This is a genomic window from Pseudomonas gebzensis (assembly GCF_034427815.1).
GTDB lineage: Bacteria > Pseudomonadota > Gammaproteobacteria > Pseudomonadales > Pseudomonadaceae > Aquipseudomonas.
Map to the genome: position 1 here is coordinate 505,341 of NZ_JAXQNS010000001.1, position 21,633 is coordinate 526,973.

At 62.1% G+C, this 21,633-nt stretch carries 21 protein-coding genes; 12 read left to right on the forward strand and 9 right to left on the reverse strand.

Annotated elements, in window-relative coordinates; all coding sequences use genetic code 11:
• Positions 1–137: 137 nt before the first annotated feature.
• The 7 genes from SJI00_RS02355 to SJI00_RS02385 form a co-directional block, all read right to left on the reverse strand.
• Positions 138–482, reverse strand: coding sequence for a YggL family protein (locus SJI00_RS02355; RefSeq protein WP_322460139.1), 345 nt, complete (start codon positions 480–482; stop codon positions 138–140).
• 167 nt (positions 483–649) lie between these two features.
• A complete protein-coding gene (locus tag SJI00_RS02360; RefSeq protein WP_322460140.1) occupies positions 650–4,252 on the reverse strand; it encodes a transporter substrate-binding domain-containing protein in 3,603 nt (1,200 codons plus the stop codon).
• A gap of 9 nt (positions 4,253–4,261) precedes the next feature.
• Positions 4,262–4,882, reverse strand: coding sequence for a response regulator transcription factor (locus SJI00_RS02365; RefSeq protein WP_322460141.1), 621 nt, complete (start codon positions 4,880–4,882; stop codon positions 4,262–4,264).
• A gap of 272 nt (positions 4,883–5,154) precedes the next feature.
• A complete protein-coding gene (locus SJI00_RS02370) occupies positions 5,155–6,486 on the reverse strand; it encodes a deoxyguanosinetriphosphate triphosphohydrolase (protein ID WP_322460142.1) in 1,332 nt (443 codons plus the stop codon).
• A 120-nt stretch (positions 6,487–6,606) separates the two neighbouring features.
• Positions 6,607–6,933, reverse strand: coding sequence for a hypothetical protein (locus SJI00_RS02375; RefSeq protein ID WP_322460143.1), 327 nt, complete (start codon positions 6,931–6,933; stop codon positions 6,607–6,609).
• The gene (locus SJI00_RS02380) at positions 6,930–7,304 is read right to left on the reverse strand and encodes a phage holin family protein (RefSeq protein WP_322460144.1); all 375 of its coding nucleotides are present in this window, start codon (positions 7,302–7,304) and stop codon (positions 6,930–6,932) included. The genes SJI00_RS02375 and SJI00_RS02380 overlap by 4 nt, the downstream gene beginning before the upstream one ends.
• A 10-nt stretch (positions 7,305–7,314) precedes the next feature.
• Complete coding sequence (locus SJI00_RS02385; RefSeq protein ID WP_312931518.1) at positions 7,315–7,629, reverse strand: ElaB/YgaM/YqjD family protein; 315 nt, start codon at positions 7,627–7,629, stop codon at positions 7,315–7,317.
• Between the two features lie 288 nt (positions 7,630–7,917).
• Here SJI00_RS02385 and SJI00_RS02390 point away from each other — a divergent pair, with 288 nt between their 5' ends.
• The 3 genes from SJI00_RS02390 to SJI00_RS02400 are packed head-to-tail and all read left to right on the forward strand — an operon-like array spanning position 7,918 to position 9,464.
• Entirely contained in the window at positions 7,918–8,166 is a 249-nt protein-coding gene (locus SJI00_RS02390) for a glutaredoxin family protein (protein ID WP_322460145.1), read from the forward strand.
• 54 nt (positions 8,167–8,220) lie between these two features.
• Positions 8,221–8,529, forward strand: coding sequence for a transcriptional regulator (locus tag SJI00_RS02395; RefSeq protein ID WP_322460146.1), 309 nt, complete (start codon positions 8,221–8,223; stop codon positions 8,527–8,529).
• A gap of 50 nt (positions 8,530–8,579) precedes the next feature.
• Positions 8,580–9,464 (forward strand): pseudouridine synthase, encoded by an 885-nt coding sequence (locus SJI00_RS02400; RefSeq protein ID WP_322460147.1) that lies wholly within the window; start codon positions 8,580–8,582, stop codon positions 9,462–9,464.
• 53 nt (positions 9,465–9,517) lie between these two features.
• On the opposite strand, the gene SJI00_RS02405 is transcribed toward SJI00_RS02400, so the two are convergent.
• Together SJI00_RS02405 and ppsR are read right to left on the reverse strand one after the other, a co-directional pair.
• Positions 9,518–11,083: a methyl-accepting chemotaxis protein gene (locus SJI00_RS02405; protein ID WP_322460148.1), complete on the reverse strand. Its 1,566-nt coding sequence runs from the start codon at positions 11,081–11,083 to the stop codon at positions 9,518–9,520.
• A 157-nt stretch (positions 11,084–11,240) separates the two neighbouring features.
• Complete coding sequence (gene ppsR / locus SJI00_RS02410; protein WP_312931511.1) at positions 11,241–12,059, reverse strand: posphoenolpyruvate synthetase regulatory kinase/phosphorylase PpsR; 819 nt, start codon at positions 12,057–12,059, stop codon at positions 11,241–11,243.
• A gap of 178 nt (positions 12,060–12,237) precedes the next feature.
• Here ppsR and ppsA point away from each other — a divergent pair, with 178 nt between their 5' ends.
• The 9 genes from ppsA to SJI00_RS02455 all read left to right on the forward strand — a co-directional run bounded on the left by ppsA (position 12,238) and on the right by SJI00_RS02455 (position 21,613).
• Positions 12,238–14,613 carry a phosphoenolpyruvate synthase gene (gene ppsA, locus SJI00_RS02415; protein ID WP_322460149.1) on the forward strand — a complete coding sequence of 792 codons (2,376 nt, stop codon included), beginning with the start codon at positions 12,238–12,240 and terminating at the stop codon, positions 14,611–14,613.
• Between the two features lie 137 nt (positions 14,614–14,750).
• The gene (locus SJI00_RS02420) at positions 14,751–15,758 is read left to right on the forward strand and encodes an alpha/beta fold hydrolase (protein WP_322460150.1); all 1,008 of its coding nucleotides are present in this window, start codon (positions 14,751–14,753) and stop codon (positions 15,756–15,758) included.
• A 56-nt stretch (positions 15,759–15,814) separates the two neighbouring features.
• The gene (gene rraA, locus SJI00_RS02425) at positions 15,815–16,306 is read left to right on the forward strand and encodes a ribonuclease E activity regulator RraA (RefSeq protein ID WP_322460151.1); all 492 of its coding nucleotides are present in this window, start codon (positions 15,815–15,817) and stop codon (positions 16,304–16,306) included.
• Positions 16,307–16,316: 10 nt separating this feature from the next.
• Complete coding sequence (locus tag SJI00_RS02430; RefSeq protein ID WP_322460152.1) at positions 16,317–17,312, forward strand: CorA family divalent cation transporter; 996 nt, start codon at positions 16,317–16,319, stop codon at positions 17,310–17,312.
• A 74-nt stretch (positions 17,313–17,386) separates the two neighbouring features.
• On the forward strand, positions 17,387–17,638 hold the full coding sequence (locus SJI00_RS02435) for a CrfX protein (RefSeq protein ID WP_322460153.1): 252 nt from the start codon (positions 17,387–17,389) through the stop codon (positions 17,636–17,638).
• 2 nt (positions 17,639–17,640) lie between these two features.
• A complete protein-coding gene (locus tag SJI00_RS02440; RefSeq protein WP_322460154.1) occupies positions 17,641–18,465 on the forward strand; it encodes a mechanosensitive ion channel family protein in 825 nt (274 codons plus the stop codon).
• A 115-nt stretch (positions 18,466–18,580) separates the two neighbouring features.
• Positions 18,581–19,147: an RNA polymerase sigma factor SigX gene (gene sigX, locus SJI00_RS02445; RefSeq protein WP_416220989.1), complete on the forward strand. Its 567-nt coding sequence runs from the start codon at positions 18,581–18,583 to the stop codon at positions 19,145–19,147.
• 115 nt (positions 19,148–19,262) lie between these two features.
• Positions 19,263–20,303, forward strand: a complete 1,041-nt coding sequence (locus tag SJI00_RS02450; RefSeq protein WP_322460156.1) for an OmpA family protein — start codon at positions 19,263–19,265, stop codon at positions 20,301–20,303.
• Positions 20,304–20,587: 284 nt separating this feature from the next.
• Positions 20,588–21,613: a quinone-dependent dihydroorotate dehydrogenase gene (locus SJI00_RS02455; protein ID WP_322460157.1), complete on the forward strand. Its 1,026-nt coding sequence runs from the start codon at positions 20,588–20,590 to the stop codon at positions 21,611–21,613.
• Positions 21,614–21,633 lie beyond the last annotated feature (20 nt).

Below are 21,633 nucleotides of genomic sequence, written 5' to 3' on the forward strand. Positions count from 1 at the left end.
GGGTGAACCGAGCAGAACAGCATGTGGCCGAAAATCCCGGCGCGAGTCACGGTGACTGCACGATTGGCAGGCGAAAAAAAACCACCTCATGAGGTGGTTTCTGGGGTCTCGCCGTCAGCCAGGGTGGCCGAGCGCAATCACTGTGCAGTGTTGATCGGCGTTTCCGGGTACCAGGCGTCAAGCAGAGGGCTGACATCAACCTTGGTCAGTTCGCTGCGGCCTTTGAGCCAGGCTTCAACGGCTGCGCGCTGCTCTTCGGTGACCGAGCCACGCTCTGCTTTGCAGACCAGACCGAAATCGTCGCCGCCGACGTAATCCAGGCCATTGGCATCCATCGCTTCAGTCAGGAACGCGTCGAGGAATGCATCGATTGCGTCGTCAGCCAAGTCTTCCTTGAAACCCAGGTTCAGCTCAAAGCCCAATTCCTGGAACTCGTCTACACACAGTTTTTTGCGCAGGCGACGGGAGCGGTTAGTGGCCATCAATAAATCCTCAAAGTAATTACGGCGCGCAGTCTACCAGCTAACAGGTTTCAATGCCTGTGCGCTGTCGGTGCCGATGATCGGCAGTGTGGGTGGTTGCTGTCGGTTGCACAGGGCAGTCGCTGCGCGACGGCCCCGCGGCCAGCGGTGTGAAGCTCGCTTTCCATTCACCGAAGCTCGCGCTCCAGCGCCTTCTCGACCCGGCGCATATGCCGCGCCAGACGCTGGCGTTGCTGGCGCAAGTGCGCGGGGTGGGCGGGCGTATGCAAGGCCTCGCAGGCTGCCATCAGCGGATGTGCTTCGAGCATGCGCGCCGCGCTGAGAATTTTGTGGGCCTGGTCTGCGAGGGCTTGCGGAGCCTGGTCAGGATCGATTTGCATGAGGATGTGCAGGTCTTGTTGCAGGCTGGTTTTCAGGGTTTGCAGCAAGCGCTCTCGGTCGCTGAGGCTGTCCCCCACCACGGCGCACAGGCCGCTCAGGTCGAACAGGCGCGGGCGTGGCGACGGCTGAGCGCCTGCGCGGCGGATGCTCGACAGGCGCTGACGCAGGGTCGATAGCGAAATCGGTTTGAGCAGGCAGTCGTCCATGCCGGCATCCAGGCATTGCTGGCGCGCTTCGGGCTGGGCGTTGGCGGTGTAGCCAATGATGGTGCATGGGCTTCGGTTGTACAGTTGCTCTTCGGCGCGCACGATGCGGGCCAGCTGATAGCCGTTCATGTGCGGCATGTTGCAATCGAGGATGAGCACGTCGAAGTGCCCATCGCGCCAGCTGCACAGGGCTTCACGGCCGTCGCAGGCACGCTGGTGGCGCAAGCCCAGCACGCTCAGTTGCTGGGCCATGAGCATCAGGTTGGCCGGGTGGTCGTCGATGACCATCACCTGCAGCTGCTGGTCAAGCGGTGGGCAGCGGTCTTCGTGCACCGCAGGCGCCGGCGGCGGCGCGGTCAATTGCAGAGGCATCTGCAGGCGTACCCGGGTGCCCACGCCTTGCAGGCTTTCGAGACCGAGACTGCCGCCCATCATTTCACACAGGTTGCGGCTGATGACCAGCCCCAGGCCGGTGCCGTTGCGTGCCTGCTGGCTGTCCGGGTTGACCTGGCCGAACGGGCAGAAGAGGCGCTTGAGGTCGTCTTCGCTGATGCCGATACCGGTGTCGTGCACGTCCAGGTCGAGCGTTGCCGTGCCGGCCGAGGTGCGTTCACGCACCGCCACACAGATCCGCACCTGGCCCTGCTCGGTGAACTTGATGGCATTGCTGACCAGGTTCGACAGGATCTGTTTGAAGCGCAGTGGATCGAGCCGCGCATGGCACCCTGCGTCGGGTGCGATGACCACTCTGAGCGCCAGACCCTTCTCGCGCGCCAGACCGTCGAACACCCGGCCGACCGATTCGACCAGCTCGATGGGGTTGACGGCCTCCGGAGTGAGCGACAGATGCCCGGATTCGATGCGCACGACGTCGAGAATGTCGCCGATCAAGCCCAGCAGGTCCTTGGCCGACTGGTGCGCTACCTCGATGGCCGGGCGGTCGAGTTCACCCTCGTCTGCCCGCCGCAGCGCCAGTTCGAGCATGCCGATCACCGCGTTCATGGGGGTGCGGATCTCGTGACTGATGGTGGCCAGGAAGGTGCTCTTGGCACGGTTGGCATCATCGGCCTGCTGCTTGGCCAGGCGCAGGTCCTGAACCAGCTTGCGGCGGTCGCTGATGTCGATCCAGCCGCCGATGATGCCTTGCATTTCCCCAAGCGAATCGCGGTAGGGCAGCACCCAGTGATACAGGGTGCGTTCTTCTTCGTTCAAGCGCATGGGGCGGTCCAGGATCAGCGGCTTGCCCTGCTTCATCACGGTCCGGTAGTCAGCCTGGATCTGCCGGGTATAGGCGCAGTCTTTCATGGCGCTGTCTTCCAGACGCTTGCCCAGCACCGCCTCGGCCGTGGTATTGAGCGCCACCAGGTAGCTTTCGTTGCAGCTTTGCAGGCGCCCCTCGCGATCGCGCACGTACATCGGGTGGGGGGTGCCGTTGAGCAGTGCGCGCATGAATTCCAGCTGATCGTTGAGCGCACGCTCGGCCACCTGCCGCTGCTTGATCTGCCGCCGCAGGCGCGCATTCCACAGCAAGGCCAGCACCAGCAGAACGGCGGTGGCCAGCACCACTTGCAGGATGATGCGGCGGTACAGCGGCCATTGCGCATCGTCGAACAGGCTGTAGCTGCGCCAGCGGCTGTGGATGACGCCCAGTTCTTCCGGCGTGATGCTCAGCAGCGCCTTGTCGAGGATCGAGGCCAGCTCTCTGGCATGGGGGGCAGTTGCCATGGCGAAGCTGGCAGGCTCGCTGCTGACCGTTGTGCGGATGGCCAGGTTGTCGTTGACCGTCAGTGCATGGTTGGCGTCGATCAGGGTCGTGACGATGGCATCGACCGCGCCGCTGTTGAGCAGCGCCACGGAATAGAACGGGCTCTTGGTGGGCACCAGGACGATTTCGGGGTAAGTCGTTGCCAGGATGCTGGCAATCCTGCCGTGGCTGGACACTGCGACGCGTTTGCCGCGCAGTTGATCCAGGGTGGCCGGTTGGTCGGTAGCGCTGCGGGTGACCAGGACATGCGAGGTTTCAAGGTAGGGGCGGGAGATGGTCAGGCCCGTGCCATTGCCCTCGTCTGCGGCAAAGGTGGCGATGATGTCGGTGGTGCCATTCTGCAGATCGGCGATCATGCCGGTGATGTCACCGGCGCGCTGAACCCTGAAACGCAGCCCGGTGCGCAGGCGAATCAATTCCAGCAGGTCGGCAGTGATGCCACGCAGGTGGCCGTTGTTGTCGAGAAACGAGAGCGGCGCCGCGTTCTCGTTGACCGATACGCGCATTTCGGGGTGGTCGCGCAGCCAGCGGTTCTCGCGTTGCGACAGCTGCAGCTTGCGGTCGGTGAGCAGGGTGTCGCTGCCAGCGCCCCAGCGCCGTGAGATCTCGCCGCGGGTGGACGCCGGCACGCTGTCGAGGGTGGCATTGACCAGTTCCAGCAACTGCGTTTCGTTCTGCCGGACGGCAAAGCTGAAACCGACCATTTCATGCTTGCCGAAGTTGGCCATGCGCAAGCGCGGCAGGTGCCCCTGATTGATCTGGTAGTGGGTGGAAATGATGTCGCCGATGAACACGTCGGCCTGGTCGAAGGCCACGGCGTTCAACGCCTGTGTAGTGGATTCGTACGTCTGGATCTGCGCCCCTGGATACGCAGCGCGCATTTCCGAAGCCGGAAGGTAGTGGTAGAGGGTACTCAGGCGCATGCCGTCGAGGTCCATGTCCAGTGGACGGGTTTCGTCTTCGCGGGTGACCAGCACGGTCTGGTCGAAGGCATAAGGCTGGGACAGCACCAGCCCGGCCGCCGCGGCTTCATAGCCGTTGGCGCTGCCGAGCAGGTCGATCTGACCGCGCTTGAGCGCATCGATGGCCGCCTGGCGGGTGGGCAGTCGAAGAATTTCCACCGGCAGGCCAAGGGCGCTGCCGATCAGGCCCACGTAGTCGGCAGTGAGCCCCTGATACTCGCGCCCGCCGAGGGTGATGTCGAAGGGCGGGTTGTCGGGGGCAGTGGTGCCCACGACCAGCCGTTGACGGTTGCTGATCCAGCGACGCTGCTGTGGGGTGAGTGGCAGGTCGGCCGCCTGCGCACTGGCACGGCTCAGCAACAGGTAGCTGTGGGCGTCGGGCGGTGCCTCTCGGGCGTGGCTGGCCAAAGAGGTGAAGACAAGTGCGAGAAAGAGCCCGGCAAGGTACTTGCTCATGCGGGTCCTTCAGACGAGCGCGTTGCGTTTGGCAATGTCGATCAGCTCGACCAGCGTTTCAACCTGTAGCTTTTGCATCAGGCGTTTCTTGTAGGTGCTGACAGTTTTGTTGCTCAAGAACATACCTCGAGCAATATCCTTGTTACTGCGGCCCTGGGCAAATAATTGCAGCACCATCAATTCCCGATCATTGATCAGACGGAAACGTTCGAGGTCACTGTTTTCTTCGTGCGCGGTTTGCGTAAGTGCCTGATTGGGGAAGTAGTTGTAACCAGACAGTACAGCCTTGATGGCGCTGAGCAACTCGCCCAACTCTTCCTGTTTACAGACATAACCCGAGGCGCCCGACTGCATGCAACGCAACGCGAACAATGCGGGTGATTGAGCGGTGAGTACCAGCACCTTCAACGGCAAGCCCATGCTTTGCAGGCGTGACAGGACCTCCAGGCCGTCAAGCTTGGGGATGCTGATGTCGAGAATGACCAGATCGGGTTTGGCTTCGCGGACCAGTTGCATGGCGTCCACGCCATTATCTGATTCGCCCACGATCTTGTAGTTCTGGTTCTCCAGCAACATACGAACGGCTAAGCGAATGACAGGGTGATCGTCCACGATAAATACAGAGTGCATATTCGGCTTTCCATGCAGCAAGAAGATAGGCAGCCGGCACCTTAGCCTAGTTGGCGTAAGTCGCACATGGTGGTTGGAGCATTCCTGCGGATATAGGAAATTACCTACAATGAATAAGAAGTGTAGCTACACGCCGGTTATGAAATCGGGCATGTCAACGCATGCAACGTTGCTAGTCATGTTCGATTTGGGCGTTTGTTTAATTATTCCGTTTAACTTGTAGGACCGTTCCTAGGCGCCGGACGCTTTCGCAACTTTCCGGCGCGTTGCCATCACGTCGGGCTGGAGCGGCCGGTCATCTCACGGGCCATTTCGCTGGCAAAGCTGTCGGTCATGCCGGCAATGAAGTCGATCATCCGCAGGAACGCGCTGTGTAGCGATGCGCTGGGGTCCGGGGCGTGGTTGCCGAGCAGGTCGAGCACGCGGCGGCTCTTGAACGACGGGCTGCGCCCGCCCTGTTGCTCAAGCGCGGCCGTGCAGAAGGCGTTGAGGAGAATTTCCAGGGTGGTGTAGGCGCCGATCTCGTGCAGGGTCTTGCGCTTGTCCTGGAAGATCTTCTTGCGCGCCATGTCTTTGGCCTGCAGCACGCAGCGCTTGGCCGGCCCGTGCATGTGCTCGACCAGGTCGCCCTCCAGCGCGCCGGCCAGCAACGCTTGCTGCTGTTGCACGAACGCATCGGCTGCTGCGTTGGTCAGGTGCTCGATGGCCTTGCCGCGCAGGATCGCCAGCTTGCGCCGCCGCGAGTCCAGCGGGCCGAGTTGGCGATACGTGTCGGGCAGGTCGTCGCCGACCAGGTCCAATAGCAGCGATTCGACTTCGGCGTACTGCAGCAGGTCCATTTCCAGGCCATCTTCAAGGTCGATCAGGGCGTAGCAGATGTCGTCGGCAGCTTCCATGAGATAGACCAGCGGGTGGCGCGCCCAGCGCTGTTCATCGAGCTGCGGCAGCCCCAGCTTGCTGGCGATCTGACGCAGCAAGGGCAGCTCTGTCTGGTAGCAGCCCAACTTGTGTTTCTTGTAGCCCATGGCGTCGGCGTGGCGGGCACTCCAGGGGTATTTGAGGTAGGTCCCGAGGGTGGCGTAGGTGAGGCGCATGCCACCGTCGAACTGGTGGTATTCCAGTTGGGTCAGCACCCGAAAGCCTTGGGCATTGCCTTCGAAATTCAGAAAGTCGGCGCGCTGGTCATGGTTCATGTCGTCTAGCCAGCCGCGTCCGGCGGCCTGCTGAAACCAGTAGCGGATGGCGTCTTCACCGGAATGACCAAACGGTGGGTTGCCAATGTCATGGGCAAGGCAGGCCGACTGCACGATCATTCCCAAGTCATTGGGTTCGCACCAGTCGGGCAGTTCACGGCGCAAGGTTTCGCCCACGCGCATGCCCAGCGAACGGCCGACGCAGCTGACTTCCAGGGAGTGGGTAAGGCGGGTATGGATGTGGTCGTTGCTATAAGGCGGATGAACCTGGGTCTTGCGTCCCAGGCGGCGAAACGCCCCTGAGAAGATGATCCGGTCATGGTCTTTGTGAAACGGGCTGCGGCCCATTTCCTGCGGGCTCGAATGGGCTTTACCCAATCGCTCGCGGTTCAGCAGGGTGTGCCAATCCAAGGACAGTGCTCCGTCGGGTGGATTCTCTGACGGCAATCGCCAGAAACGCTCGCACAGGGCGGGCGGTTAGGCCTAGCAGGGTAGCGCAAGGCAGCCGGTGCGACTGCCCCATGTCACCGCTCAGCGCCGGCGGCTTTCGAGGAACAGGCGAATCAGCGGCACCACACTGCCGCTCAGGCCTGCCAGGCGAGAAAGACCGCCGCCACGTACACCTTTGCCGGTGACGAAGCCCATGGCCACTACCGCAGCCAGGTTCCAGAACGACAGTCGGCGCCCATCGAGGCCGTGCTGCACGCTGCTGCCCATGTTGCGCAGGCGGCGGACCGGGTCGAGCAGTTGCGACGCTTCCAGGCGCATCTCCTGGCGGTGCATTTCCATGCGCAGACGCAAGAGCGCCTTGCGCATTTCCCGAGGATCTCGGCTGGTTGGCAGTTGAGGCAGGCTCATGGCAACAGGCGCTCCCGGTCCTTGGCCAGCTCTTCGAGCGTGGCGCTGAAAGGTGATGATTCATCGAAAACGGCGGATTTCAGGCGCATGGCGCAGAACACTGCCGCCAGCGCGTAGAACACGCACAGCCCGATGATGCCCGCCAGACGGTAGGTGTCCCAGACCAGTACCAGCAGCAGGCCCGACAGCGCCGACAGCAGCAAAAGCCCGAAGACCAGCGCAAACCCTGCGAACAGCAAAAGCCGCAAGGTGCGGCCCTTCTGTTCCTGAAGCTCGATGCCGAGCAACTCGACATGGCTGTGCAACAGCCCGAGCACCGCCGCGCCTAGGCGTTTGCCGGTGGCGACGGTGCCGATGGCATCCTTATCCATGGGTGAGCCCTCAGCGACGATTGGCCAACAGGCCGATCAGCAGACCAACGCCTGCGGCGATGCCGACTGCGTGCCAGGGTTTGTCCTGCACGTACTGCTCGGCCGTGGCGAGCGCCTCCTGGCCGCGCTCGCGCACGTCTTCCTTGGTCTGATGCAGGCTGTCACGGGCTTGCACCAGGCGGGCATGAATCTGCTCGCGCAGCTCATCTGCCTGATCACCTGCCAGGTTGGCAGTGTCTGCAAGCAGTTTTTCGGTATCGCGCACCAGTGCCTGGAAGTCAGCCATCAGGATGTCTTGTGCAGTCTTTGCCGATTTGCTGGCCATGTAGGCTCTCCCTGTAAATGTCTGTGGCTATTTCGAGTGATGGTGTCCGCCGAAGGTTCAGTGTCGCTGGCGCATGGGCCAAGCTCAGGCCGAAAGAGAAGACGAGTGCATAGCGTAGCGCGAATCGGTTGCCCGTGAGGTGGCTGGGGTCGTGATCGGGTTCAGTCGGGAACCTTTGCCTGCCAGGCGCCTTGACACCACCGGCGACATCGCTGATCCAAGGCAGATGCAGGGTGCCACGCAGGGTTCTAGACTAGGCACTCGATTCAAACGCGTCGGGAAAACGCCATGCTGCCTGAATGCCAGCTCTACGGAACCCTCGGGTGCCACCTGTGTGAAATCGCCGAAGCCTTGTTGATGCCGCTGGTCGATCACGGCCTGCTGGTAGAGCTGGTCGATATTGCCGACGATCCCGCGACCTGCGAGCGTCTGGCCTTGCGCATCCCCGTGCTGCGCCGGGCGGACACCGGTGCCGAGCTCGACTGGCCGTTTGACACCGAACAGGTGGTGGCCTTCCTTGCACAGGCTGTCGATTGACGAGCGGGGCATCGGCTTCGTATGCTGTATGGAAATACAGTATCGGAGTGGTCCATGCTCAATGTCGAGCAACTCAAATCCAGCGTGAACCGCATGCCGGTTCAGTCCGTTGGTGACGCCGCGCTGGCGTTGCATGTCGACGGCCTGGTGCTCGATGAGCGTACGCCGTTCGGCAAGATTCACTTCAACACCTGTTTCGCCGAGGTCGAGGCGCTGTTTCAGCGCGCCGGCTATCACCGTGCGCTGGATGTCGTGGGCTACCAGGGTCTGGCCTATGCCTTGTATGACCCGACGCGCTGGGAGCCGGTGCAGGTATTGCGCTGGTTGAAAGCCCGTTGCGAACAGCCAGCCGAGGCTGGTTGAAGCGCCAAGCCTCGCGGATAATGCACCGTTTGAACTCGGTAGACCCTGCCATGACCTCTTCTTTCGACCCGGCCCAACTGCAGGCCAGCACCGTGTGCCTGCCGCCGGGCGACTGGCCCACCGTGCTTGACTGCCTCTGCGGCCATTTCAAGGCCGTCAGCCGTGAGCAGTGGCTCGATCGCTTCGCGCGCGGTCGTGTACTGAACGCGCAAGGTCAGCCACTGGCGGTGGACCACGCCTATCGTCGCGGCTTGCGCATCCATTATTTTCGCGAAGTGCCCGAGGAGAAGCCGATCCCGGTGCAGGAGCAGATCCTGTTTCAGGACGAGCACCTGGTCGTGGCCGACAAGCCGCATTTCCTGCCGGTCACGCCCACGGGCGAATACGTCGAGCAAACGCTGCTGCGCCGTCTCATCCGGCGCCTGGACAATCCTCACCTGGTGCCCTTGCACCGTATCGATCGGCACACCGCAGGGCTGGTGCTGTTCTCCGCCAACCCTCAGAGCCGCGGTCTGTACCAGCGCCTGTTCCCGGAGCGGCGCATCGACAAGGGCTACCAGGCCATTGCCGCCGCCCTGCCTGAGCGCGAATTTCCGTTGGTGCACTGCAGTCGTCTGGAGCACGGTGAACCGTTCTTTCGCATGCACGAAGTCGCCGGCACGCCCAACAGCGAAACCCACGCCCAGGTGCTGGAGAAAAACGCTCAATGGTGGCGTTACGGGCTGTCGCCGGTAACCGGCAAGACGCACCAGTTGCGGGTGCACATGGCAGCGTTGGGCGCGGCGATCCGTCACGATCCGTTCTACCCGGACCTGCGCAATGGCGAGGACGACTACCAGCACCCGCTCAAGTTGCTGGCCCACAGCCTGCGCTTCGATGACCCTCTGGGGGCAGGGGAGCGCCGCTTCCAGAGCCAGATCACCCTCGACTGGTAGCCTCCACGCTGGTTGTATCCGCGTCGGCCCTGCGGGTGCAGGGCCTGCGCGGTTCAGCGATTGAAGCGCTCGACCAGCGAGTATTGCGTGCCCGCCGTGGTGGTCAGCTCTTCACTGAGCAAGGCCGAGCGCTGCGCCTGACCCGAGGTTTCATCGGCCAGGTTGGCGATGGTGGTGATGTTGCGGCTGATTTCGTCGGCCACGGCAGTTTGCTCTTCGGTGGCGGCGGCAATCTGCGTGGTCATGTCGGTGATATTGGCCACCGCCTCACTGATGCCGATCAGCGCCTGATCGGCCTGCATCACGCGCTCGACCCCTTCTTGCGCCTGGCGATGCCCGCTCTCCATGGTCTGCACAGCATTCGTGGCGGTGTGCTGCAGCTTGGCGATCAGGGAATGGATCTGCCCGGTGGATTCGGCCGTGCGTTGCGCCAACTGGCGTACTTCGTCAGCGACCACGGCGAAACCGCGGCCCATTTCCCCGGCCCGTGCGGCTTCGATGGCAGCGTTCAACGCCAGCAGGTTGGTCTGGTCGGCAATGCCTTTGATCACATCGACCACACCGCCGATCTCGTCACTGTCTTGCGCCAACTGGGTCACGGTGCGCCCGGTTTCGCCCACAGCACTGGACAGGCGCTCGATGGCATCGCGGGTTTCGCCAGCGATAGTGCGGCCTTGGCTGGTCAAGCGATTGGCCTCTTGCGTGGCATCGGCCGTGCGCTGCACATGGCTGGCGACTTCCTGAGTGGTGCTGGCCATCTGATTGACGGCCGCCGCGACCTGCTCGGTTTCCACGCGCTGGCGCTCAAGCCCTGCCGAGCTCTGATGCGCCAGGGTGTCGGACTGCCGCGCTTGGTCGCTCAGGTGCTCGGCACTGTCCTGCAGGCGTGTCAGGCAGGTCTTCATGCGGGCATCCTGGCTGAGCATGGCCATTTCCAGGCGCGCCTGTACGCCGCGGCTGTCGGTGTACATCTGCGCGATCAGCGGGTCGGAGGTGGCTTGTTCGGCCAGGCGCAGCAAGCGCTTGAGGCCACGCTGCTGCCAGCCCAGGCCGAGCAGGCCCAGCGGCACCGAGAGCGCAGCAGCCAGGGCGAAGCCGAAACCGTGACCCAACATCGAACCGATCAGGAACGCGACCTGGCTGATCAGAATGAACGGCAGCCAGTCCTGCACCACGGGCAGCCATCTGTCGCGCCGCGGAACAGCGGTCTTGCCATGGTTCAGGCGCTGATACAGCGCTTCGGCGCGGCGCACCTGTTCGGCGCTGGGCTTGATGCGCACCGACTCGTAACCCACCACCTGGTTGTTGTCGAAGATCGGCGTGACATAGGCGTTGACCCAATAATGGTCACCGTTCTGGCAACGGTTCTTGACGATGCCCATCCACGGCAGGCCCTGCTTGAGGGTCTGCCACATATGCGCGAACACCGCTGAGGGCACGTCCGGGTGGCGCACCAGATTATGCGCTGCGCCGATCAGCTCATCGCGCGCGAAGCCACTGATCTCGACGAAGGCGTCGTTGCAGTAGGTGATCACGCCCTTGGCGTTGGTAGTGGAAATCAACCGCTGCTGGGCAGGGAAAGTCCGTTCTCTCTGGGTAATCGGCTGGTTGTTACGCATGTGAGGTATCCGCAAGGTTTCCTCAGCTATCGGCATGTCCGAAGTTTTGTTGAGGGTTTTTTGCAGCTTATGACCGGCTGGTCATTTAGTTGTCATTGAGCGGTGCGGGGGCCGCGCCGCAGGGCAGCGGCGCGCAGTGGCAGCAACGGTTGCGCGGCTATTTGAAGCGGCGCTCGACGCCTTTTTCCACCAGGATCTTGGCCGAAATTTCCTCGACCGAAAAATGCGTGGAGTTGATATGGGCGATGTTCTCGCGACGGAACAAGCCCTCGACTTCACGCACCTCGAACTCGCATTGGGCGAAACTCGAATAGCGGCTGTTGGGCTTGCGCTCATGGCGGATGGCAGTCAGGCGGTCCGGGTCGATGGTCAGGCCGAACAGCTTGCTGTGATGCTTCTTCAGCACCGGCGGCAACTGCAGTCGCTCCATGTCATCTTCGGTGAATGGATAGTTGGCTGCGCGGATGCCGAATTGCATGGCCATATAAAGGCAGGTGGGTGTTTTTCCGCAGCGCGAGACGCCGACCAGGATCAGATCGGCTTTGTCGTAGTAGTGCGTGCGTGCGCCATCGTCGTTATCCAGGGCAAAGTTCACCGCCTCGATGCGCTCCATGTAATTGGAGTTGCCGCCGATCGAATGCGACTTGCCCACCGAATAGGACGAATGCGCGGTGAGCTCCTGCTCCAGCGGCGAGAGGAACGAGGAGAAGATGTCGATCATGAAGCCATTGGAGGTCGCGAGAATCTCGCGGATGTCCTGATTGACGATGGTGTCGAAGATGATCGGGCGCATGCCATCGCGTTCGGCGGCCATGTTTATTTGCTGGACCATGGCGCGGGCTTTGTCGGGCGTGTCGATATAAGGACGGGTAAATTTGTTGAAAGGGATAGTATCGAACTGGGCCAGCAGGCTTTGCCCCAGGGTTTCAGCCGTGATACCGGTACCGTCGGAGATGAAGAACGCGGTTCGTTTCATGTGCACCCGGGCCTTAAGCTGCTGAATGTTTCTGGATATGATAGGTTCGGTTTACCGAACACGATGTCCGGCATTCTTACTCATTTTGCAAGTCCAGGCCACAAGCGACCGGGCCAGTCCAGACCGACTGGCGGCGCCTCTTTGAGCTTTTCCCAACACAGTTAGTGGAGAGATCACCTTGGTAGAGTACGTAGTTTCCCTCGATAAGCTCGGCGTCCATGATGTGGAGCACGTAGGGGGCAAGAACGCATCCCTGGGCGAGATGATCAGCAATCTCGCAGGCGCCGGCGTTTCCGTGCCGGGCGGCTTTGCCACTACGGCTCAGGCGTATCGCGATTTTCTTGAGCAAAGTGGCCTGAACGAGAAAATTCACGCGGCCCTCGACACGCTGGATGTCGACGATATCCCGGCCCTCACCCAGACCGGCGCACAGATTCGCCAGTGGGTCATGGACGCGGAGTTCCCGGCGCGCCTGGACAGCGACATTCGTACCGCCTTCGCCGAAATGGCCAATGGCAACGAGCACATGGCCGTGGCCGTGCGTTCCTCGGCCACCGCCGAAGACCTGCCGGACGCCTCGTTCGCCGGTCAGCAGGAAACCTTCCTCAACATCCGTGGCGTCGACAACGTGATCCGCGCGGCCAAGGAAGTGTTCGCCTCCCTGTTCAACGACCGTGCCATCGCCTACCGGGTGCACCAGGGCTTCGATCACAAGCTGGTTGCCCTGTCAGCCGGTGTGCAGCGTATGGTGCGTTCGGAAACCGGCACCGCCGGCGTGATGTTCACCCTCGACACCGAATCAGGCTTTCGCGACGTGGTATTCATCACCGGTGCCTACGGCCTGGGCGAAACCGTGGTTCAGGGCGCGGTCAACCCCGACGAATTCTACGTGCACAAGAACACCTTGCAGGCGGGTCGCCCGGCGATTCTGCGCCGCAACCTGGGCAGCAAGGCGATCAAGATGATCTACGGCGACGAGGCCAAGGCCGGTCGCTCGGTGAAGACCGTCGACGTCGATCGGGCAGAGCGGGCGCGGTTCTGCCTGACCGATGCCGAGGTGTCGGAGCTGGCCAAGCAGGCCATGATCATCGAACAGCATTACCAGCGCCCGATGGACATCGAGTGGGCCAAAGACGGTGACGACGGCCAGCTGTACATCGTGCAGGCGCGCCCGGAAACCGTGAAAAGCCGCTCCAGCGCCAATGTCATGGAACGCTACCTGCTTAAAGAGAAGGGCACCGTACTGGTCGAAGGCCGCGCCATCGGTCAGCGCATCGGCGCCGGCAAGGTGCGGGTGATCAAGGACGTCTCGGAAATGGACAAGGTCCAGCCCGGCGACGTGCTGGTTTCGGACATGACCGACCCGGACTGGGAACCGGTCATGAAGCGCGCCAGCGCCATCGTCACCAACCGCGGCGGGCGCACCTGTCATGCGGCGATCATTGCCCGTGAGCTGGGCATCCCGGCGGTAGTGGGCTGCGGCAACGCCACCCAACTGCTCAAGGACGGCCAGGGCGTGACGGTGTCCTGCGCCGAAGGCGACACCGGCTTCATCTTCGAAGGTGAGCTGGGCTTCGATGTGCGGCAGAACTCGGTCGATGCCATGCCTGAGCTGCCGTTCAAGATCATGATGAACGTCGGCAACCCGGACCGCGCCTTCGATTTTGCCCAACTGCCCAACGAAGGGGTTGGCCTGGCGCGTCTGGAGTTCATCATCAACCGCATGATCGGCGTGCACCCCAAGGCGCTGCTCAACTATGACGGGTTGCCCACCGAGCTGAAAGCCAGCGTCGACAAGCGCATTGCCGGGTATGCCGATCCGGTCGGCTTCTACGTCGATAAGCTGGTCGAGGGCATCAGTACGCTGGCGGCGGCGTTCTACCCGAAAAAGGTCATCGTGCGCCTGTCGGACTTCAAGTCCAACGAATACGCCAACCTGATCGGCGGCAAGCTCTACGAGCCGGAAGAAGAGAACCCGATGCTGGGCTTCCGCGGCGCGTCGCGTTACATCAGTGAGTCGTTCCGCGACTGCTTCGAGCTGGAGTGTCGTGCGCTGAAACATGTGCGCGAAGTGATGGGGCTGACCAACGTCGAGATCATGGTGCCGTTCGTGCGTACCTTGGGCGAAGCCAGCCAGGTGGTCGAGCTGCTGGCCGAGAACGGCCTGGCCCGTGGCGACAACGGCCTGCGCGTGATCATGATGTGCGAGCTGCCGTCCAACGCCATTCTGGCCGAGGAATTCCTTGAGTATTTCGACGGCTTCTCCATCGGCTCCAACGACCTGACCCAGCTGACCTTGGGCCTGGACCGCGACTCCGGGATCATCGCCCACCTGTTCGATGAGCGTAACCCTGCGGTCAAGAAGCTGCTGGCCAACGCCATTGCCGCGTGCAACAAGGCCGGCAAGTACATCGGCATCTGCGGCCAGGGCCCGTCGGACCACCCGGACCTGGCCAAGTGGCTGATGGAACAGGGCATCGAGAGCGTATCGCTGAACCCGGATTCGGTGTTGGAGACCTGGTTCTTCCTGGCTGAAGAGCAAGTGGCTGGCTAAGGCGGCACGCGGGGCGGCGCAGGCCGCCCCTGGACCTGACCTTGCATGAACGGGCAAGGCCCACTGCCAATGCGGATTGGCAGTGGGCCTTGTCCGTTCATGCATTTATACTCGGCTTTTTTCGTGCGCCCGACCCCATGCATAGCAGCAGTGCTCTCTTTCCCGTCGCGTTGCTCAGTGCCGAACGACGCGGCGACCTCAGCGAAGACGTTTATCGTATCAAGGCTGGCAACGCGGCCGACCCCAGCGTCGAACTGGCCGTGACCCGACTGGGGCGTGCCGAGGATGCTGGCCCCGCAGGGGTGCCGGTGATTCTCTTGCACGGCAGCTTTTCCAATCGGCGGTTCTGGTTCTCCCCAAAGGGCATTGGTCTTGGGGCGTTTCTGGCGCGTGCGGGTTTCGATGTCTGGATTCCCGAGATGCGCGGGCACGGCCTGTCGCCACGTAACCGGCACTGGCGCGCCAACCGCGTGGCCGACTACGCCCGCGAAGACTTGCCGCTGATCGGCGCCTTCGTGGCCGAGCAGGCCGGCCGCGCGCCGCACTGGATCGGCCACTCGCTGGGCGGCATTACCTTGGCTGCGGCGCTGGGCGGCGGTTACCTGCCGGTTGCACAGGTGGCCAGCGCGGCGTTCTTTGGCACCCAAGTCAGCCGGCGTTACTGGCCGTTGAAAATCCCGCCCTTGGTCTGGGGTATTCGCCTGGCGCTGCGGCGTTTTGCGCACCTGTCGGGCTCGCGGCTCAAGCGCGGCCCCGAGGATGAGCCGATCGGCCTGGCGCTGGAGGCGTTGCGCTGGCATGGCGTGTTTGGGCGCTTTGGCGAAAAGGGCAATGACTGGTGGGCTGGGCTGGCGCAGGTCGAGGTGCCGGTGCTGGCAGTGGCCGGTGCTGCTGATGTTCAGGACCCGGCCTGGGGCTGCCGACGGCTGCTGGAACAACTTGGCGGTGGGCGTAGGCAGTTCCTCTGCCTGGGCAAAGCGCAAGGCTTCGACGCGTTCGGGCATGTCGACATGCTGGTGAGCAAGGCTGCGCAAACACAGGTCTGGCCGTTGGTCGAGGGCTGGTTGCACGACCCGTTGCAAGCGGTGCCCCAGGCCGAGATCGTTGCACCGCCACGGGTGACCGCACCGGCCTCGGCGGTGTAGCCTTGGCCGCGACCCTGCAAGACCCCACCTTTCGTTGCCGATGACAGGAGTTTGCCATGCAGCATTACCTTACCCCCGACCTGTGCGATGCCTATCCCGAGCTGGTGCGTGTGCTCGAGCCCATGTTCAGCAACTTCGGCGGTCGCGATTCGTTTGGTGGCCAGATCGTCACGCTCAAGTGCTTCGAGGACAACTCGCTGGTGCGTGAGCAGGTCGACCTCGACGGCACTGGCAAGGTCCTGGTGGTCGATGGCGGTGGCTCGCTGCGCCGGGCGCTGCTGGGCGACATGCTCGCCGACAAGGCGGCGAAGAACGGTTGGGAGGGCCTGGTGATCTACGGCTGCGTGCGCGACGTCGATGCGCTGGCGCAGACCGGCGTCGGTATCCAGGCCCTGGCCAGCCATCCGCTGAAAACCGACAAGCGCGGCGTGGGCGAGCTGAACGTGGTGGTGGCCTTCGCCGGCGTCACTTTCCACCCGGGTGAGTACCTGTACGCCGACAACAACGGCGTGATCGTGTCGGCGTCGCCGCTGACCCAGCCGGCCTGATGGAGCGTTGATGTTGGAGGAAGACAACGCGCAATGGGGGCTGGTGCATGCCCTGCTGCTGGATGGCAAGGGCGGTGCGCGGCCTGTGGCCCGCACCGAGCTCGACAGTCTGCAGCTGCAACCGGAGCAGAGTCTCTGGCTGCACTGGGACCGCAGCCATCCGCAGACCCGCAGCTGGTTGCTGCGTGACAGCGGTCTGAGCGAGTTCTCCTGCGAGCTGCTGCTCGAGGAGAACACCCGGCCGCGCCTGTTGCCACTGGCCGACGAACAGATGCTGCTGTTCTTGCGTGGGGTGAACCTCAATCCCGGAGCCGAGCCTGAAGACATGGTGTCGGTGCGCATCTTCGCCCAGGCCCAGCGAATCATCTCGCTGCGCCTGCGGCCGTTGCGCGCCAGTGACGAAATCCTTCAGCAACTGGCCGAAGGGCGCGGGCCGAAAACGGCCTCCGAGCTGCTGCTGGTCATGGGTGAGCTGCTGACGGAAAAGGTTCAGGCGCTGGTCAGTGATCTTGCCGAGGAGGTCGACCTCGAAGAGGAACAGGTCGAGGCCGACGAGCGTTATTCCCCGGCCCAGGGCAGCTTGCAGCAGATCCGCCGTCGCGCTGCGGCGCTGCGGCGCTTCCTGGCGCCACAAAGGGACATCTACGCCCAGCTGTCGCGGCACAAGTGGAGCTGGTTCAGCAACTCCGATGCCGACTACTGGAACGAGCTCAACAACAGCCTGATCCGCTACCTCGAAGAGCTGGAACTGGCCCGCGAACGCGCCGCGCTGGTGCTGGAAAGCGAAGACCGCAAGCGCGACGAGCGCATGAACCGCACCATGTACCGGCTGGGCATCATCACCTGCATCTTCCTGCCCATGAGCTTTGTCACCGGCTTGCTGGGTATCAACGTCGGGGGTATCCCGTGGTCCGAAAGCCCCAACGGTTTCATTTTCGCGAGCCTTGTGGTGTTGGGTCTGGCCGTGGGGCAGTGGTGGCTGTTCCGTCGTTTGCGCTGGGTATGACGGACCAATGGTCAAGTGTCATGTGACCCACTGCCAAGCGCTCTCGTCTTTGATTCACATCACGCGAGGTGCCCATGCACGATCCGTTTGAACAATCCCTGCGCGACCTGCTCAAGGCCTCGCCGTCCGGCCATGACCGTGACGACGCCGCTTGCCTGGGTCGCGTGCTGAAAACCGCCAACCGCCAGGTCGGAGCGGGCGACCTGTTCACCCTGCTGGGCCGTTGCGGCCAGGCAATGATGGTGGCCCTGAACAATGGCTCGGCGCATGTTGCGCCGGTACGTCGCACACCTGCCGCTGGCAGCAAAGCTGATAAGGCTGACTGATTATGGAACTCGATCTCTGGACCCAGAGCCTGGTCACCGCAATGACCGCCCTCTGGACTAAAGTGGCGAACTTCATCCCCAACCTGTTCGGCGCACTGGTCGTGGTGTTGCTGGGGTTCGTGGTCGCCAAGCTGCTCGACACGCTGCTGTCGAAGTTGCTGGCCAAATTCGGTCTCGACCGTTTGATGAGCGGCACCGGCCTGACCAAGCTGCTCAGCCGGGCCGGCATCCAGGTGCCGATCTCCACGCTGATCGGCAAGATCGTCTATTGGTTCGTGCTGCTGATTTTCCTCGTGTCCGCCGCAGAGTCGCTGGGGCTGGAGCGGGTGTCTGCCACCCTCGACATGCTCGCCCTGTACTTGCCCAAGGTGTTCGGTGCCGGCCTGGTGATGCTCGCCGGGGTGTTGCTGGCGCAACTGGCAAACGGTCTGGTGCGTGGCGCCGCCGAAGGTGTGGGGCTGGAATACGCGGCGGGCGTCGGGCGTATCGCCCAGGGGCTGGTGATCATCATCGCCATCTCGGTGGCCATCAGCCAGCTCGAGGTCAAGACCGACCTGCTCAACCATGTCATCGTCATTGGTTTGATTACCGTTGGTCTGGCCATTGCCTTGGCAATGGGCCTGGGCAGCCGGGATATTGCCAGTCAGATCCTCTCCGGCATCTATGTCCGCGAGCTGTTCCAGGTCGGCGAGCATGTGCAGATCGGCGAGCTAGAGGGGCATATCGAGGAGATCGGCACGGTCAAGACCACCGTGTTGACGGAGGAGGGCGAGCTGGTTTCGATCTCTAACCGGCAATTGCTCGAACAGCGCGTGACCCGCCGCTAAACGGGCAAAAAGCTGTTAATGTATGCCGCCGCTGAAATCGGGCCCTGACGGCCCCGCAGCGACATTGACCTGACTGTCGGCCAGACTCGTTTTGAATAAAGTCAACTCGCTGCCCATGCGTTACGACCCCCGCGAGCTCACGGACGAGGAGTTGGTGGCGCGCTCGCATGAGGAGCTTTTTCACGTTACCCGCGCCTATGAGGAACTCATGCGGCGCTATCAGCGGACCCTGTTCAACGTCTGTGCGCGTTATTTGGGGAACGACCGAGACGCGGACGATGTCTGTCAGGAAGTGATGCTGAAGGTGTTGTACGGGTTGAAGAATTTCGAGGGGAAATCGAAATTCAAGACCTGGCTCTATAGCATTACCTACAACGAGTGCATTACCCAGTATCGCAAGGAGCGACGCAAGCGACGGCTGATGGATGCCCTGAGTCTCGACCCTATTGAAGAGGCGTCCGAGGACAAGGCTCCCAAGCCCGAAGAAAAAGGCGGACTGGATATGTGGCTGGTGCATGTCAATCCGATCGACCGTGAAATCCTGGTGCTGCGATTTGTCGCAGAGCTGGAATTTCAGGAGATCGCGGACATCATGCACATGGGGCTGAGCGCTACCAAAATGCGATACAAGCGCGCACTCGATAAATTGAGGGAAAAATTCGCAGGTCTGACTGAAACTTAGTCGCCGGCAAATACCTCTAACCAGCTGGCGAGTTCTGCTAGACTTGCCGTCGAGTTGTGCCCCCACCCGGATGGTGGCGGGACTGCTTAACTACCATCAGATGGGGATTTAACGGATGAAACTGAAAAACACCTTGGGCTTGGCCATTGGCTCGCTCATCGCTGCTACCTCGATCGGCGCAATGGCTCAAGGCCAAGGCGCTGTTGAAACCGAAATCTTCTACAAGAAAGAATTTTTCGACAGCCAGCGCGACTTCAAAAACGACGGCAACCTGTTCGGTGGCTCGATCGGTTACTTCCTGACCGACGACGTTGAACTGCGTCTGGGCTACGACGAAGTCCACAACGCCCGTGGCGATGACGGCAAAAACATCAAGGGCTCGAACACTGCCCTGGACGCCGTTTACCACTTCAACAACCCGTACGACGCTATCCGTCCGTACGTGTCGGCTGGTTTCTCTCACCAGTCGCTGGGCCAGAGCTTCCGCGGCGGCCGTGACCACTCCACCTTCGCCAACCTGGGCGCTGGTGCCAAGTGGTACATCACTGACATGTTCTACGCCCGTGCCGGCGTTGAAGCTCAGTACAACATCGACCAAGGTGACACCGAGTGGGCACCAAGCGTTGGCGTTGGTCTGAACTTCGGTGGCAGCCCAAAAACCAAAGAAGCGCCAGTCACCCCGACTCCAGTTGCTGACGTCTGCACCGACAGCGACAACGACGGCGTATGCGACAACGTTGACAAGTGCCCAGACACCCCAGCCAACGTTACCGTTGACGCTGACGGCTGCCCGGCTGTTGCCGAAGTCGTTCGTGTTGAGCTGGACGTCAAGTTCGACTTCGACAAGTCGGTCGTCAAGCCTAACAGCTACGGCGACATCAAGAACCTGGCTGACTTCATGAAGCAGTACCCACAAACCTCCACCACCGTGGAAGGTCACACTGACTCCGTGGGTCCAGACGCTTACAACCAGAAGCTGTCCGAGCGTCGTGCCAACGCTGTTAAGCAAGTTCTGACCCAGCAGTACGGCGTAGAATCCAGCCGTGTTGATTCGGTTGGCTACGGTGAGTCCCGTCCGGTTGCTGACAACGCTACCGAAGAAGGTCGCGCTGTTAACCGTCGCGTAGAAGCACAAGTAGAAGCCCAAGCCAAGTAATTGGTCTGACGCTTCCTGAAAACCCGGCTTCGGCCGGGTTTTTCTATTTCAGAGACGCAGCGCTACCTGGGTTGTTCTGCAGCAAGACACCCTGCCGCAACTTTTTTTATTAGCGTTCAAGTGATTAATAGGCACTATTTTATGACTGCTTCTAGTGCTCGCCAGTGGTTGCCAGTTGCCGGCGGGAAGGTATTTTCCCTGCCAGGTTGTACGCTTGGCCCTGTCGCCCACGACCTGGGCTGGCTATAATCGCCACCCCCACGCATTTCGAGTCTTTCCCGCCCATGTATAACCTGGCCCGCCAGCTGCTGTTCAAGCTATCCCCGGAAACCTCTCACGACCTGTCCCTGGACCTGATTGGTGCCGGTGGTCGTCTTGGGCTCAATGGGCTGCTCTGCAAGCAGCCCGTGAGCGCGCCGGTCACCGTCATGGGCTTGAATTTCGCCAATCCGGTTGGCCTGGCAGCGGGTCTGGACAAGAACGGCACAGCGATCGACGGTTTTGCGCAGTTGGGCTTCGGCTTTGTCGAAGTCGGCACCGTGACGCCGCGCCCGCAGCCAGGTAACCCCAAGCCACGCCTGTTTCGGCTTCCCGAGGCCAACGCGATCATCAACCGCATGGGTTTCAATAACCTGGGCGTGGATCATCTGTTGGCGCGGGTGCGTGCAGCGAAGTACACCGGCGTGCTCGGGATCAACATCGGCAAGAACTTCGATACCGCTGTCGAGCGCGCCCAAGACGATTACCTGATCTGCCTGGAAAAGGTCTACGCCCACGCCAGCTACGTCACCGTCAACGTCAGCTCGCCCAACACGCCGGGGCTGCGCACGCTACAGTTCGGTGACTCGCTCAAGCAGTTGCTCGATGCGCTGGCAGTGCGCCGTGAGCAACTGGCCGCGACCCACGGCAAGCGCGTGCCGCTGGCCATCAAGATCGCCCCTGACATGAGCGACGAAGAGAGCGCACTGGTCGCCACCGCGTTGCTGGAATCGGGAATGGATGCGGTCATCGCTACCAACACCACGCTCAGCCGCGAAGGCGTCGAGGGCTTGCCCTACGCAGGTGAGGCGGGCGGATTGTCCGGGGCGCCGGTGCTGGACAAGAGCTCGCACACCGTCAAGGTGCTGGCGGGCGAACTGGGTGGCAAGCTGCCCATCATCGCGGCGGGTGGTATCACCGAGGGGCGCCATGCAGCGCAGAAAATCGAGGCGGGTGCCAGCCTTGTGCAGATCTACTCAGGCTTCATCTACAAAGGCCCTGGCCTGATCCGCGAAGCGGTCGATGCCATTGCTGCACTCAAGCGTACCTGAACGCCGGGCAGAAAAAAGGG

Bases quoted from the DNA above. Each gene is read 5' to 3' on its own strand.
- SJI00_RS02375 (WP_322460143.1), bottom strand. From the start codon at position 6,933: ATGAGCCTGCCTCAACTGCCAACCAGCCGAGATCCTCGGGAAATGCGC.
- SJI00_RS02390 (WP_322460145.1), top strand. From the start codon at position 7,918: ATGCTGCCTGAATGCCAGCTCTACGGAACCCTCGGGTGCCACCTGTGT.
- ppsR (WP_312931511.1), bottom strand. From the start codon at position 12,059: ATGAAACGAACCGCGTTCTTCATCTCCGACGGTACCGGTATCACGGCT.
- SJI00_RS02435 (WP_322460153.1), top strand. From the start codon at position 17,387: ATGCACGATCCGTTTGAACAATCCCTGCGCGACCTGCTCAAGGCCTCG.
- SJI00_RS02455 (WP_322460157.1), top strand. From the start codon at position 20,588: ATGTATAACCTGGCCCGCCAGCTGCTGTTCAAGCTATCCCCGGAAACC.
- sigX (WP_416220989.1), top strand. From the start codon at position 18,581: ATGCGTTACGACCCCCGCGAGCTCACGGACGAGGAGTTGGTGGCGCGC.
- SJI00_RS02380 (WP_322460144.1), bottom strand. From the start codon at position 7,304: ATGGATAAGGATGCCATCGGCACCGTCGCCACCGGCAAACGCCTAGGC.
- SJI00_RS02400 (WP_322460147.1), top strand. From the start codon at position 8,580: ATGACCTCTTCTTTCGACCCGGCCCAACTGCAGGCCAGCACCGTGTGC.
- SJI00_RS02360 (WP_322460140.1), bottom strand. From the start codon at position 4,252: ATGAGCAAGTACCTTGCCGGGCTCTTTCTCGCACTTGTCTTCACCTCT.
- SJI00_RS02365 (WP_322460141.1), bottom strand. From the start codon at position 4,882: ATGCACTCTGTATTTATCGTGGACGATCACCCTGTCATTCGCTTAGCC.
- SJI00_RS02450 (WP_322460156.1), top strand. From the start codon at position 19,263: ATGAAACTGAAAAACACCTTGGGCTTGGCCATTGGCTCGCTCATCGCT.
- SJI00_RS02355 (WP_322460139.1), bottom strand. From the start codon at position 482: ATGGCCACTAACCGCTCCCGTCGCCTGCGCAAAAAACTGTGTGTAGAC.
- rraA (WP_322460151.1), top strand. From the start codon at position 15,815: ATGCAGCATTACCTTACCCCCGACCTGTGCGATGCCTATCCCGAGCTG.
- SJI00_RS02430 (WP_322460152.1), top strand. From the start codon at position 16,317: ATGTTGGAGGAAGACAACGCGCAATGGGGGCTGGTGCATGCCCTGCTG.
- SJI00_RS02420 (WP_322460150.1), top strand. From the start codon at position 14,751: ATGCATAGCAGCAGTGCTCTCTTTCCCGTCGCGTTGCTCAGTGCCGAA.
- SJI00_RS02385 (WP_312931518.1), bottom strand. From the start codon at position 7,629: ATGGCCAGCAAATCGGCAAAGACTGCACAAGACATCCTGATGGCTGAC.
- SJI00_RS02440 (WP_322460154.1), top strand. From the start codon at position 17,641: ATGGAACTCGATCTCTGGACCCAGAGCCTGGTCACCGCAATGACCGCC.
- SJI00_RS02395 (WP_322460146.1), top strand. From the start codon at position 8,221: ATGCTCAATGTCGAGCAACTCAAATCCAGCGTGAACCGCATGCCGGTT.
- SJI00_RS02405 (WP_322460148.1), bottom strand. From the start codon at position 11,083: ATGCGTAACAACCAGCCGATTACCCAGAGAGAACGGACTTTCCCTGCC.